Origin of the sequence: Acinetobacter stercoris, from assembly GCF_900323515.1 — a bacterium.
Classification (GTDB): Bacteria; Pseudomonadota; Gammaproteobacteria; order Pseudomonadales; family Moraxellaceae; genus Acinetobacter; species Acinetobacter stercoris.
Window position 1 is genome coordinate 1 of sequence record NZ_OOGT01000108.1, and the last position, 12,916, is coordinate 12,916.

Sequence of the window (12,916 nt, forward strand, 5' to 3'; positions counted from 1 at the left end):
ATTATTAACCTAGTACAGTACCAAAATAAATTAACCACCTTAAATTCCATTAAATATTAAAGAAAATTTTAGAGCCTGATGTCAGGATTTTCCTCCATAACAGTTTAAAGTAGAAATATATTAGTATAATAATCACCTAAAAATAAAAGAATATAAAATCAGCATTATAACCATGATTGGCAGTAAGGTATAAAGTGCAATATTTATGGCACTTTTCCCAGCCTGCATAATGATGTCGATCAACTCCATAATCAACGTTGCTCCATGCGTTATAAATCATAAAAAGCAAGATATTATCAATATAATACTTTTAATCTGATATAAAGTTTAATAGATATTTCATGAATTTATCATAAACTGGATGACCACATATGGATGACCCGAATATGGAAATTGACGAAGAAATCACCCTGAAAAAAATCCAGATTTTTTTAGCATTCATGCGTAATGGTAATCTTACCAAAGCTGCTAATGAAATGCAGATGAGCAATGTCAGTATTCATAAAGCCTTACATTCTCTGGAAGCAGCACTCAAGTGTTCATTGTTTAAAAATGAAGGACGTAATCTGATTCCCTTAAAAAGTGCCTATGTCTTAGAAGAACATTCACAAAAAATTGTCAGGGATATCATTGTCGCTGTAGAAAAAACCAGAGAAGCTGCCGGATTTGCTGCTAAAGTTCTGAATTTGGGATCACTCTATTCACTGACAGTGAACACATTACCTTCGATCATCAGTGGTTTAAAAATCAGGCGTGGTGAACTGGATATACAACTATTACTCAATTCAAATTTTGATCTGGTTAAAAAACTTAAAGCCAACGAGCTTGATGCGATTATTGTCGCTTTAAATGACAGTACCATAGATTCTGCTTTTGAATATCTTCCCATGTTTTCTGATGATATATTTTTGGCAGTGCATAAAGATTCACCTTATGCCCATTTACCAGAAATTGATCTCAGTATAGTAAAAGATGAAACCTTTATTACGTTAACCAAAGGATTTGCAACACATAATGATAGTGACATCATTTTCAAAAAAGCAGGGTTTGATCCAAATATTGCGCTCCAGGTGAGTGATATTTTCACCCTGATCAGCATGGTCAGTTCAGGGGTTGGCATGGCTTTACTCCCAGGCCGGATTTCTTCTGTTTATGAAAGCTCGGTAAAACTTATTCCTTTACAGGCAAAGTACCATATTCAACAGGAAATTGGATTAATTTTCCTGAAACACCGTGAACGTGATCCTAATCTTTTAGCATTGATCGCAGAGTGCCGTATGTTTTCCAAACATTATTTACCAGCTAAATAAGGCAATCCTGTTATGTATCCGGATTGCCTTTTATTGATTTTAAACACCGATAATTGCACGTACAGTAAAATACAGTATGGTTGGTCCCATCAAACAGCCTAGTCCTGTATGAAACGTTGCGGTCAGCGCCCCATAAGGTACGAGACGGCGGTCTGTCGCAGCAAGTCCAGCTGAAACGCCACTTACTGTTCCAGCTAGACCTCCAAAGATCATGGCTGAACGGGGATTATCCAATCCCATAAATTTTGCTGTCATCGGCGTCGTGACCATAACACAGATTGACTTTACCAAACCCGTTGCAATCGATAGTGCCATGACATCTGAACTTGCTCCAATCGCTGCTCCCGTCACAGGTCCGACAATATAAGTCACTGCGCCTGCACCAATGGTTGTGATACTCACTGCATCCCGATAACCAAAAACCCACGCAAAAATACACCCTACAATAAAAGGTAAAATCGTACCGAGTAGCAATGAAAAGGCCCCGATAAAACCTGCCTTTTTAGCTTCTGTAACCTGAACCTCAAAAGCGGTAGCAACGATAGTAAAGTCACGCAGCATTGCACCACCCATCAAGCCTACACCTGAAAACAGGGCAATATCGGTTAACCCTTTTTGACCACCAGTATATGTCCCTCCAGCCCATGCCAAAATCAAGCCGATAATGATGGCAATCGCAGAGCCATGTACCCGGCCATTGGTCAAATATTTTGAAAGTTTGGTGGAGAACCACATAATCAGAGCAATCAAGGCAAATGCAGTAATCAAGCCAAGATGGGTTAAATCCTTGAGAAGTAAATCAGCCATGTGCTTTACCCCCTATACGTTCTAATCCAAGTTCATCTTCTTCTTTTGGTAAAGGATCGCCTTTTTTATAACGACTTAGACCTGCAATCACCAAAGTGCATACAAGCACTGAAAAAATTGCAGCCAGCACAGCCATGTGACCACTCGAAAGTGCAGCAACTACATTTTGTTGAGCTGCCATTGCAACAACAACAGGAATGTACATACTGCCCCAGAATGCCACACCTTTTTCAGTTTCAGGTAAAAGTATTCTTCTTTTATGTGCAAAATAGCGTATTGCAATCAGTAAAATCATGGCAATACCCACACCACCGACATTTGATCTGACGCCAAATAAAATACCTAAACCATCTCCAATGATAACGCCTACCAAAGTACAGATTGCAAGCAATCCCACTCCATAAATAATCATTTGATTTCCCTCTTATTGCTTTGTAGATTCACTTCTACCTGCTATTTTCCATTGTTTTAATAGATGCTTTGGGATTCCTCATTCATCGCATCTACCAAGCTATCTATTCGTGTTCCCTGAAAAGATAAAACTTTGCCATTTTTAAACACACGTTTTGCCAAGCCTGTTAATACTGTTCCTGGTAACATTTCAATCTGTAACCGGTTACCTCGCTCCCATGACGCTTCCACTGTACTTTCCCAGTCAATTGTTCTGCACATGTTAAAAGCCAGATCCTCTTTGATCAGATCACCCTGAATGATTCGCCTTGCTGATGTTCCACTCAAATATGAAATTTGAGGCTGTTTAAATGTGATTCCCTCCATTTCCTTATAGAGTTGCTTTGCCTGACTACTTAACAGCTCACAATGCGAAGGGATACTGACATTTAATGGCTTTATCACCGCACCTTGCGCTTTTGCAATTTGTGCAACCCTTTGCATTGCATCTATTGCCCCCGAAATCACGATCTGGTTATGCGCATTGATATTTGCAATAAAAACACTTTTTGTCTGTTGATAAACCTGATCAACCCAAGACTCGACAAGCTGCTGATCTGCACCAAGTAGTGCATACATGCCATATCCTTTTGGGAATGCGTCTTGCATCAATGTTCCTCTTAAAGCAACAAGTTTTAACGCATCTTCGTATCTGAGTACTCCTGACACTACAGCTGCTGACCATGCACCAATGGAAAGCCCTGCCACAAAGTCAGGTTGAACACCTTGTTGCAAAAGCAAATCTGAGCTGCACACACCCGAAATCAGTAAACAGAGCTGAACTGCTCTGGTGTTTTCCAGAGCCTCTGCCTGATCCAGCTCAAATACATCCTGTTGTAAAGCATCCGTTGCCTGTTCTAAATATTGCTTGATCCGTTTTGTCTGAGGCAACTCATGCAACATGTTTACTTTCTGAGCACCTTGCCCTGGATATACCCATATAGTTGCCATTGGACTTTCCTTTTTATGCCCATGGATTTACAACAAGTAGTGCAGTGTCATTACGTTTCAATAAAACCTGATCTGTTGTCTGCATCCACTCTTTTAACGCCACTCCACCCTGAGGCGTCTGTAGCTGGATATCCAGTTTCAATCCACTGACCCGTAATTGATCAAATAAAAATTTTGCCAAATCTTTCTCGAGATATGTATCAACACGAATGATCAAATCAATATCACTATTTTCAGTTAATACGTTCATTCCAGTTGCCAGCTCATAGGCAAAACTTCCCGTATAGCCCCAGATATAATCAATCAATACTCGGTGCACATGTAGAAACTGTTCTTCTATATGGGGATACTTTGCAGCATCCAGATGAATCAAATTTTCAGGTTTTAACTGCCGAGAAACCATAGACTTCGGCATTTGCGTAGCATAACGTTGATGTCTATGCTTCCCTCTTACGCCTACAGCGACCATGTCAGGGGGGGGCTGTGCACGCCTGACAACTACAGGTTGATTTTGAGAAAGTACATCTTTTATCCAGTCAGGCGCAGCAGACTCTAACCAGTCATCAGTCATTCCCCATAACAAATCATGGGCTTGATAGCATGTATTCATCACCATTGCTCACGCAATAACTGACGTACATATTTTGACGCCTGACGATTTGGAGCATTTAGACGATGTTTTAAATCTATAGACTGACTTTGTCGGATATCCTGATCTGCATTTAAAAGATGCCCGATGACCTTTTGCACATCGGCTTCATCTGGATTTTCAGGATTCGATACAGTCAAAATATCTGAGAGTAATCCTAAACTGGCATAACTTTTTAAGTCATAAGCCATAGGTGCAATACTGGCAGCTAATTGCTCCATCTCTTCCACTGTCCGTAATGTCACTCTTGCAGCTGACTCTTTGCCCATAGCATGCACCATGACACCCTGATCATCTAAAGCGATGATGCGATTGGCTTGATAACCATGTGCCAAAAATGCCCCCGACATAGACTTGCCAACTAACAGGCTAATCACCGGATGTTTGGCCAAGCGTGCACGGACATAACTGTCTACAGCTCCAGCCAAAGCTTGATGTATCCCCAGTAATTCTTCACGGCGTCCATATGCCTGACTCGGTACATCAACGATGGCTAAAATACTTCTTTTATTTTCCTTGTCCTGATCTACCTGTATAACATCATCGACAACTCTGGATAACGTCCATCCTTCGAGTAAGCCCGCTTCTCCGTGTCTAGAACGAGGGTAGATATTATGCGCATCTGGAACAATAGCAATAACGCGAATTTCACTTTGACCCAGCATTCCATCTGCTGCTAAAACCGAATTTAAACCTGTATCAATTTTTCGAAAATTTTGAGTCAGTGCATTAAACCAGTTCGCTCCACGTACCGAAGTTTTGGATATGTTAATGTCCATATTCATCATGATTCTCCCTGATATAAGTGCTGCACCTGTTCAGGTGTGATTTGCTCTGAAGTATCCACATTCAATAACCGATTCAGAAAAAAATCATACCGGGTACTTCTATATATTTCAGGTTTTCCTGTTTTTAAATAATCCCTAACCTGATCAAGTAATTGCATCCGGTCATCTGCAATAAAAGCATCGACCAAGTGACTCTGAAAGCGCTGTTCACCACCAGTAATACTCCAGATAAATGGACGATTTTTTGAATCATATTCTTCCAGTCCTGCTTCTTGCTCGATCACTTGTGGCCCATTCAAACCTAAGCGCCCTTCACGTGACATGATCAAATAGCTACATAATCCAGCCGCAATCGACATACCGCCAAAACAACCAACACTCCCTGCAATCACACCAATCACAGGTTGATACTGCCTAAGCTCAACAATCGCTGACTGAATTTCAGCAATTGCAGCCAAGCCCAGATTTGCCTCCTGTAAACGTACGCCACCAGTTTCCAATAATAAAATAGCTGCTGTAGGTATGCCTTTTTGGTTATCTTCAATTGCCAGTTCAAGTGCGCCCGCAATTTTTGCACCACCCACCTCACCGAGACTTCCTCCCTGAAATACGCCTTCTATTGAAATCACCACAACCGGATGTTGCTGGATCAGCCCCTTTGCAACAATCACACCGTCATCTGACTGAGGAACAATATTCTGTTTCACTAACCACGGAGAAGTAACTTGCTGAAACGGATCAACCAATTCCCGAAACGTCCCGATATCAAGTAATGCTTGGGCACGCTGTCTTGCTGTCAACTCATTGAAGCTCTGTTTTTCTAATAAACTTTGAATATTAGCCATGTTTCACCTCTTCAAATGCTTGCTCCAGACGCAACCGCACTACACCAGGAGTTGCGCCAAAATCATTAATCTGAATGTTGACAGCAGGTGGTACTTGCACACTAAAGACCCTTTCAAATAAATTTTTCCAACGCGCTGAACTACCATCAACGGATGTTGTCACTTGAATCTTTGCTATCCCTGCTGTATTGGGCTGTAATAAAATTTCCAGATCACCTGAACCCACACACCCCACAGTGATACTTTTATTTGCTGTTTCACCAGCCTGAAATTCAAAATTTAGTATTTCCATATCTAGTTCCTTGTTATTGTTGATAGTTCTGCGCTACACGATCCAAAAACAAAGTTACTGCTAACAAATCAGCAACTCCACCCGCAGAAGCTTTTATTTTTAATAAATCTGCTTCCAGTTCATTCAATTTTCTGCGCCCTGCCAGACTTGAACTACCACCGACATCTAAAATCTGCTGTGCACCTGCCTGCATTCGCTTTAAACCCAGTTCACCTGATCTATACAGAACACAGGTATCTTCAAGTTCAGCCATCATGGCAAAAAATGCATCGAGCTGAGCAAACTGTTCCCGCATACCATATGCACGACTTCGATAAAGTTGTGGCAACCCCTGATTCATCACAACAGGAAAACCCATCTGTGCCTGATATTTTGCACCCTGAACACCATATTTTTTTTGCACCTGTTGCCCATGTGATAGTTTTTGCTGGGGAATAAAGCGATCTTCTATCTGTGCAATTTCAGCAACGATTTCACAAATCTCTCTTGCTGAAATGCAATCATTGTTATGAATGACAAATGCAGATGCAGTTACAGATAATCCCATAGCCCAAATCGCACCACGATGTGTATTGATCCCATGAGTTACAAGCAACATCTGCTGTTCACCATTGCGACCAATCTCGCCAACTTTTTCACGCAAATCTCGATCTATACAAGAAGCTTGCATGGCTTCTAAAGCCATAGCTTCAAACATTGGAAATAAACTGCGGGCAGATTGTTCCATCAAAGGCAAAGTCAGATCTGTATGCGCACCACTTCCACGCCGATCAACTAAAGCTGGTTTTGGTGTCAAATTAACTTCATCAATAAGTGATTCAACAGCAAGCGTAGCCAAAGAGTGGCTCAGACTGAATGATGTCTGTAAATGAGCTAGATTCATTACCAACTCCTAAATTTTGCAGGAGGCTCATATAGCCCATCAGACCAATCCACCAGATCCGCAATATTTTTGGCAGCGAGTAATTCTCGGGTAGCATCTGTACGACGAATTCCCAAATCTTCAGGAAAGACCACCAAACCTTCTTCACGTAAACGCTGAGTCGTTGCAGAATTATGATTCAGACCAATACTGGTCACTCCCGCAACAGCAGCAATCATCTCTTGGCGTTCTTGTAAACTTCTGGCTTTGTATAAATAAGCGATACCTTCCTCAGTAAGCAAATGAGTAACATCATCACCATAGATCATGATCGGAGCCACCGGCATACCAGCTTTTTTGGCAACGTCAATTGCATCCAGTCGATTTACAAAAGTTGCTTTTCCACCATCCTGAAATGTTTCTACCATTTGCACGACCAGTTTCTTGCCCCGTGCCAGATAAGTCGCAGTTTCATCAGTTGAAATTTGGCGCATGTCTAACCATGCAGGTGTCGCATGACGACGACCACGAGGGTCGTGCCCAAGATTCGGAGCACCACCAAACCCAGCCAGACGACCTTTAGTGACAGTAGATGAATGACCATCTGCATCGATCTGGAGTGTTGCCCCGATAAACATATCAATGGCATACTGCCCCGCCATTTGACTCATCATACGGTTTGAACGCATTGATCCATCTTTACCCGTAAAAAATATATCGGGACGAGCCGCAACATATTTTTCCATTCCAAGTTCAGAACCAAAGCAAAAAACACTTTCAACCCATCCGGACTCGATTGCCGGGATCAAGGTTGGATGAGGATTCAAAGTCCAGTTTTTACAAATTTTCCCTTTTAATCCCAACGATTCACCATATGTCGGTAAAATCAGTTCAATTGCAGTGGTATTAAAACCAATACCGTGATTGAGAGACTGGACATTATGTTTTACATAAATACCTTTAATTGCCATCATTGCCATTAAGATATGTACTGGCTTAATATGCTTTGGATCACGGGTAAACAACGGTTCGATATAAAAAGGTTTGTCTGCAACGACAACGAAATCGACCCAAGAGGCTGGAATATCGACTCGCGGTAACTCACTAACATCATCAACAAGTTCATTAACCTGAACGATCACAATGCCATCACTAAATGCAGCTGGCTCTATTAAAGCTGGTGTATCCTCTGTACTTGAACCTGTATAAATATTACCTTTACGATCAGCCATAAATCCTGCTGATAAAACAACATTTGGAATAAGATCAACCATCAAACGCGCATACAATTCAGCATAAGTATGAATTGCACCGATTTCTAATAAACCATCTTCAAGTAATTGACTAATTCTCAGACTTTGAGTACCGGCATAGGCAAAATCAATTTTTTTTGCAATTCCCTTTTCAAATAAATCCAAATGCTCTGTTCGCCCAACACTTGGCATGATCATATGCAAGTCATGTAATATTTCAGGATTGACTTGAACCAGAGAGCGAGATAAAAAATCTGCCTGCTTTTGATTATTTCCCTCTAAAATAACTTTATCACCCGAACTAATTAATTTTTCCAAAACAGTCACAATCTGTGCAGTTGGAATAACAACCCCATCGGTATACTCGCTTACAATATCTAGCTTTGTTTGTTTTGCTTGACGGCGCTTGTTCCAGATTCGCTCTTTAAGCTGTACTAATCCACCCATGTTGATTCCCTGATTAATGGTGTAAAGGATGTTGTACCTATAAAAGCGCTTTATTAATTCTCAATCAATCAACCTGACGTAGCATTCATTAACCTGAAGTTAACTATAAAAGATCAGGATTTTTGACATTCCAGAAATCGGATGCCTCACTACATCCACTTCTATATGTCCCCAAACCCAGTTATTGCTATCGATAATGTCCCCATGATCTGGGTTACCTTGTAAAATGACAAATAATTTATATATTCAGGTAAATTTTGCGATGTTTTTTTGATAGATTCATATAAGATAAAACGGTTTTTCAATTTTTATAATATTTCAACTTATTTATGCATTTACTGAGTCCTACCCATGAATGATCAAGCGAAACGAAATAAAGGATCATCAATAACACGCGTATTAGAAATCATTGAAGCCATTGGTGAAGCAAGCCATCCCCCATCTCCTCTGGATTTATCTATTTCGCTGGATATCCCGAAACCCAGTATTCACAGATTGATCCAGCTTTTAGAAAAAGAAGGTTATGTCAAAGTAGATTTACACGGTGGTCTAGTTATCGGTCATCGTGTCAATCGTTTACTATACAACGTCTGGGATAATGAAAAAGCACGCATTGAACGGATCTCTATTTTAGAAAAACTCTCAAGTAAAATTGGTGAAACTTGCGGAATTGCAATTTTGCAGGATAACCAAATGCTGTATGTTGACCGGGTACAAACCAACTGGCCGTTGCAGGTTTATTTACCTGTCGGCTCAAAAGTGCCTTTATGGTGTACCTCAAGCGGCAAACTCTTTTTAAGTTATTTATCAAATGAAAAACGTGCCAATATATTAAAAAATCTGAGTATTACCCAATTTACGAAAAATACGATCACTGATATTTCTGCACTTGAAGAAAATATTCAAAATATTCGTACTAAAAATATTGGTTCAGATAACGAAGAATTTATAGCAGGGATGGTGGCATGTTCAGTACCTGTACTACATCCAGATGGCGAAATTATTGCAAGCCTTTATACTCATGCACCTACTATTCGAAAATCTCTTGATGACCTGATGTCTTATGAAAAAAATCTAAGGCAGGCAGCTAAGGATCTCACGACCTATATCGCAAATTCACTTGAAGAATAATGTCTAAATTAAAATAAAAGAGTTTGTTGATATTTCAAATGCGGTGTTTTGCAATGTCAACAAACCCTAGATATTGGCTACGCCATTTTTCAATAGCATAGCTCGAATAAACCAATATCGAAAACTAAGGCAATTCTAGTTTTTTACGCATGGATAATATATCTATCAATGCTTCATCACGTTTGGCAAGTAAATCAAATTCACCTAATTTTTCAATAAATACCTGAGTTTGTTGATCTAGTTTTTCAATTTCATTTTCATCTAATGTATAAGCATGCATATCTCCCCACCACTCCATCATTGGTCCACCCAAATGATGTAATGCAGCTTTAAAACCTTGCTGATTTGCCAGTTGCATATTGAGGTATGGCCCATATATTGCCCATCTCAAACCTGGACCATTGGTGATGGCGATATCAATATCTTCAGCACTGCACACACCCTCTGAAACCAGATAAAAAGCTTCTCTCCAGAGTGCAGACTGAAGTCTGTTTGCAACATGACCTTTTACTTCTTTATGAATCAAGATAGGTTTTTTACCTAAATGACTATAAAACTCAAATGCTTGATCCTTATACGTTTGAGAGGTTTGTTCACCACCAATGATTTCTACCAGTGGCAGTAAATGTGGAGGATTAAAAGGATGTCCCAATACGATACGCTCAGGATGTAGACTGTTTTTCTGAATATCTGAAACTTTTAGACCAGAAGAACTAGAAGCGATAATGGTTGTTTCAGGACAGTTTTTCGTAATATTTAAATAAAGATCCTGTTTTAAATCTAAACGCTCAGGTCCATTTTCCTGAATAAAATCAGCCTCGGCTACAGCATCTGCCAACTCATTTTTAAAATGGAGCTGAGCGAGTAACTGAGTAACTTTCCCATCAAAATCTGTTTCATGATCCAGTTCAAAAAGATCACGTAAATAAATAGTCACACGATTTTTTAAATTTTCTTCAGCATCAGGTGCAGGATCGTAGGCATAAACATTAAAGCCCTTATACAAAAAAAATGCAGTCCAACTCGCACCTATTACGCCTGTTCCTACAATGGCAATATTCTTGATCTGTTTCATTTCAACTCACCTTTTCCAGAGTCATTCTTTTTTCCAGACCACACTAAAACATTTCTTTTAAATGGTTTCAATAATTTTTATTTGATACTTTTAGATAGATCTTTTTTCAGTTTTTACCTTTTATAAAAAATAAATATTTAAAAAATAAAAAGAAAATATATATTTAAAAAACATTCACAATGACTAATTTTTATGCTATTAATTTAATAATGATACATATCGTATCATTATTTTGATTATTTCAAAAAAAGGAATGACTAAATAGGAAAACTATGGAGAGTTTTTCAATCAATAAAGGATGATTGTTCATTGGAGTTTTGTTTTTAAATAACGATTAGATGCAATGATTCTTTGTTTGAAATTTGGGGTTCCTGATCAGTGGAATAATAAAAGTCAGAAATTGCAAAACAACAGTAAAAACAAGAATGAATCTTGTTTGGTTAAATTACGCATGGTCGCTGTATAGCCTTCAACCTATACGATTAGTCATGCTTATGAGAGGTAGCTCATGAGTGTTATCATTACAATCGCAGCATTAGTTACATTAATGATTGCTGCATATCGGGGTTTAAGTGTCATTCTCGTTGCCCCTATTATTGCTTTAATTGCCGTCTTTTTGACAAGCCCGGCAGATGTTGCTCCTGCATTCACCAGTGTTTTCATGGAGAAAATGGTTGGCTTTATCAAACTCTATTTTCCAGTATTTTTATTAGGTGCAATATTTGGAAAACTCGTTGAAATTTCAGGGTTCGCAAGATCTATTGTACAGGCAGTGATTAAAATTTTGGGTGCACATCGTGCCATTCCTGTCATTGTTACTATATGTGCATTATTGACTTATGGAGGCGTATCATTATTTGTAGTTGTATTTGCAGTATACCCATTTGCAGCCGAGATGTTCAGACAAAGTGACATTCCCAAACGTCTGATTCCTGCAACCATCGTATTAGGTGCACTCACATTTACGATGGATGCATTACCAGGTACACCTCAAATTCAAAACATCATTCCTACAACTTTCTTTAACACAACGGCTTGGGCTGCCCCTATACTCGGGATTATCGGGTCGATTTTCATTTTAATAGTCGGTTTGATCTATCTTGAATTGAAAAGGAAAAAAGCCAAGAAAAATAATGAAGGATATGGTACTAATCTGAGAAATGAACCAGAAATTGCTCAGGATATCAAACTTCCTCATCCTGCCATTGCCATATTACCTCTCATCATCGTGGGGATAATGAATCTGCTTCTAACACATTACATTCCGCAGTGGTATCCAAGTGTTTTTGATTTTCAGCTTGCAGGCATGAAAGACCCGATCAGCATAGAAGTGAAAAAAATTCTGGCGATCTGGGCAGTGATTGGGGCCTTATGTAGCGGTATTTTGTGTATTATCATTTTTAGTTTTAAAACAATTTTCAAAAATTTCTCTGAAAATACTAAAACTGCAATTGGTGGCGCGATGCTTGCTGCCATGAATACAGGTACTGAATATGGCTTCGGCGCAATTATTGCTGCATTACCAGGTTTCTTGGTCGTAGCAAATTCGTTACAAGGCATTAGTGATCCATTATTAAATGAAGCAATCACGATCAATATCCTGGCGGGAATCACAGGTTCAGCCTCTGGTGGTTTAAGTATCGCGCTCGGTGCTATGGCAGACCAGTTCCATGCGATGGCCATCCAAGCGAATATTCCTCTCGAAGTCATGCACCGTGTTGCATCTATGGCCTCTGGTGGTATGGATACACTTCCGCATAATGGAGCTGTAATTACACTTTTAGCTGTAACAGGTCTGACCCACCGTGAAGCTTATAAGGATATTTTTGGTATCACTATTTTTAAAATCATTACTGCCTTTGTTGTTATTGGCGTGTTCTATGCAACAGGTTGGGTTTAAGCCCATCTTGGCATATTCATTCCATTATCACGCTGTGTTTAATTTCATATAACAGCGTGATAATAATATTTTTTTCATTTGTACACACTTTTTTAGAGATTAAGCATATCTATCCAATAATAAATATGCTATTTATATTGATACGATATGTATCAT

At 39.4% G+C, this 12,916-nt stretch carries 13 protein-coding genes; 3 read left to right on the plus strand and 10 right to left on the minus strand.

Annotated features, from left to right (window positions below; translation table 11 throughout):
* The first annotated feature begins 386 nt into the window (after positions 1–386).
* Entirely contained in the window at positions 387–1,310 is a 924-nt protein-coding gene (locus tag KPC_RS11740) for a LysR family transcriptional regulator (protein WP_121974576.1), read from the plus strand.
* 39 nt (positions 1,311–1,349) lie between these two features.
* Here KPC_RS11740 and madM read toward each other — a convergent pair whose 3' ends face one another.
* Genes madM through mdcA form a run of 9 tightly spaced genes read right to left on the minus strand, consistent with a single transcriptional unit; the run spans position 1,350 to position 8,654 of the window.
* Entirely contained in the window at positions 1,350–2,117 is a 768-nt protein-coding gene (gene madM / locus KPC_RS11745) for a malonate transporter subunit MadM (protein WP_121974564.1), read from the minus strand.
* The gene (gene madL, locus KPC_RS11750; protein ID WP_121974565.1) at positions 2,110–2,529 is read right to left on the minus strand and encodes a malonate transporter subunit MadL; all 420 of its coding nucleotides are present in this window, start codon (positions 2,527–2,529) and stop codon (positions 2,110–2,112) included. Before madL ends, madM begins: the two co-directional genes overlap by 8 nt.
* Positions 2,530–2,585: 56 nt before the next feature.
* A complete protein-coding gene (gene mdcH, locus KPC_RS11755; RefSeq protein ID WP_121974566.1) occupies positions 2,586–3,518 on the minus strand; it encodes a malonate decarboxylase subunit epsilon in 933 nt (310 codons plus the stop codon).
* 13 nt (positions 3,519–3,531) lie between these two features.
* On the minus strand, positions 3,532–4,134 hold the full coding sequence (locus KPC_RS11760) for a malonate decarboxylase holo-ACP synthase (RefSeq protein WP_121974567.1): 603 nt from the start codon (positions 4,132–4,134) through the stop codon (positions 3,532–3,534).
* On the minus strand, positions 4,128–4,952 hold the full coding sequence (mdcE, locus tag KPC_RS11765; protein ID WP_121974568.1) for a biotin-independent malonate decarboxylase subunit gamma: 825 nt from the start codon (positions 4,950–4,952) through the stop codon (positions 4,128–4,130). The genes KPC_RS11760 and mdcE overlap by 7 nt, the downstream gene beginning before the upstream one ends.
* Positions 4,952–5,800 carry a biotin-independent malonate decarboxylase subunit beta gene (locus tag KPC_RS11770; RefSeq protein WP_121974569.1) on the minus strand — a complete coding sequence of 283 codons (849 nt, stop codon included), beginning with the start codon at positions 5,798–5,800 and terminating at the stop codon, positions 4,952–4,954. Before KPC_RS11770 ends, mdcE begins: the two co-directional genes overlap by 1 nt.
* Positions 5,793–6,092 (minus strand): malonate decarboxylase subunit delta, encoded by a 300-nt coding sequence (locus KPC_RS11775; protein WP_121974570.1) that lies wholly within the window; start codon positions 6,090–6,092, stop codon positions 5,793–5,795. The genes KPC_RS11770 and KPC_RS11775 overlap by 8 nt, the downstream gene beginning before the upstream one ends.
* Positions 6,093–6,105: 13 nt before the next feature.
* Positions 6,106–6,975 carry a triphosphoribosyl-dephospho-CoA synthase gene (locus tag KPC_RS11780; RefSeq protein WP_121974571.1) on the minus strand — a complete coding sequence of 290 codons (870 nt, stop codon included), beginning with the start codon at positions 6,973–6,975 and terminating at the stop codon, positions 6,106–6,108.
* Positions 6,975–8,654, minus strand: coding sequence for a malonate decarboxylase subunit alpha (gene mdcA, locus KPC_RS11785; protein WP_121974572.1), 1,680 nt, complete (start codon positions 8,652–8,654; stop codon positions 6,975–6,977). The genes KPC_RS11780 and mdcA overlap by 1 nt, the downstream gene beginning before the upstream one ends.
* A 351-nt stretch (positions 8,655–9,005) precedes the next feature.
* Between mdcA and KPC_RS11790 the strand changes: the two genes are divergently transcribed.
* Positions 9,006–9,785, plus strand: a complete 780-nt coding sequence (locus tag KPC_RS11790) for an IclR family transcriptional regulator (RefSeq protein WP_121974573.1) — start codon at positions 9,006–9,008, stop codon at positions 9,783–9,785.
* 124 nt (positions 9,786–9,909) lie between these two features.
* Here KPC_RS11790 and KPC_RS11795 read toward each other — a convergent pair whose 3' ends face one another.
* Positions 9,910–10,860: a 3-hydroxyacyl-CoA dehydrogenase NAD-binding domain-containing protein gene (locus tag KPC_RS11795; RefSeq protein ID WP_121974574.1), complete on the minus strand. Its 951-nt coding sequence runs from the start codon at positions 10,858–10,860 to the stop codon at positions 9,910–9,912.
* 508 nt (positions 10,861–11,368) lie between these two features.
* On the opposite strand from KPC_RS11795, the gene KPC_RS11800 reads away from it, so the two are divergent.
* Positions 11,369–12,760 (plus strand): GntP family permease, encoded by a 1,392-nt coding sequence (locus KPC_RS11800; RefSeq protein WP_121974575.1) that lies wholly within the window; start codon positions 11,369–11,371, stop codon positions 12,758–12,760.
* The last annotated feature ends 156 nt before the right edge of the window (positions 12,761–12,916 follow it).

Bases quoted from the DNA above. Each gene is read 5' to 3' on its own strand.
- mdcH (WP_121974566.1), bottom strand. From the start codon at position 3,518: ATGGCAACTATATGGGTATATCCAGGGCAAGGTGCTCAGAAAGTAAAC.
- KPC_RS11740 (WP_121974576.1), top strand. From the start codon at position 387: ATGGAAATTGACGAAGAAATCACCCTGAAAAAAATCCAGATTTTTTTA.
- KPC_RS11800 (WP_121974575.1), top strand. From the start codon at position 11,369: ATGAGTGTTATCATTACAATCGCAGCATTAGTTACATTAATGATTGCT.
- KPC_RS11780 (WP_121974571.1), bottom strand. From the start codon at position 6,975: ATGAATCTAGCTCATTTACAGACATCATTCAGTCTGAGCCACTCTTTG.
- mdcE (WP_121974568.1), bottom strand. From the start codon at position 4,952: ATGAATATGGACATTAACATATCCAAAACTTCGGTACGTGGAGCGAAC.
- KPC_RS11795 (WP_121974574.1), bottom strand. From the start codon at position 10,860: ATGAAACAGATCAAGAATATTGCCATTGTAGGAACAGGCGTAATAGGT.
- KPC_RS11760 (WP_121974567.1), bottom strand. From the start codon at position 4,134: ATGGTGATGAATACATGCTATCAAGCCCATGATTTGTTATGGGGAATG.
- madL (WP_121974565.1), bottom strand. From the start codon at position 2,529: ATGATTATTTATGGAGTGGGATTGCTTGCAATCTGTACTTTGGTAGGC.
- mdcA (WP_121974572.1), bottom strand. From the start codon at position 8,654: ATGGGTGGATTAGTACAGCTTAAAGAGCGAATCTGGAACAAGCGCCGT.
- KPC_RS11775 (WP_121974570.1), bottom strand. From the start codon at position 6,092: ATGGAAATACTAAATTTTGAATTTCAGGCTGGTGAAACAGCAAATAAA.
- madM (WP_121974564.1), bottom strand. From the start codon at position 2,117: ATGGCTGATTTACTTCTCAAGGATTTAACCCATCTTGGCTTGATTACT.
- KPC_RS11790 (WP_121974573.1), top strand. From the start codon at position 9,006: ATGAATGATCAAGCGAAACGAAATAAAGGATCATCAATAACACGCGTA.
- KPC_RS11770 (WP_121974569.1), bottom strand. From the start codon at position 5,800: ATGGCTAATATTCAAAGTTTATTAGAAAAACAGAGCTTCAATGAGTTG.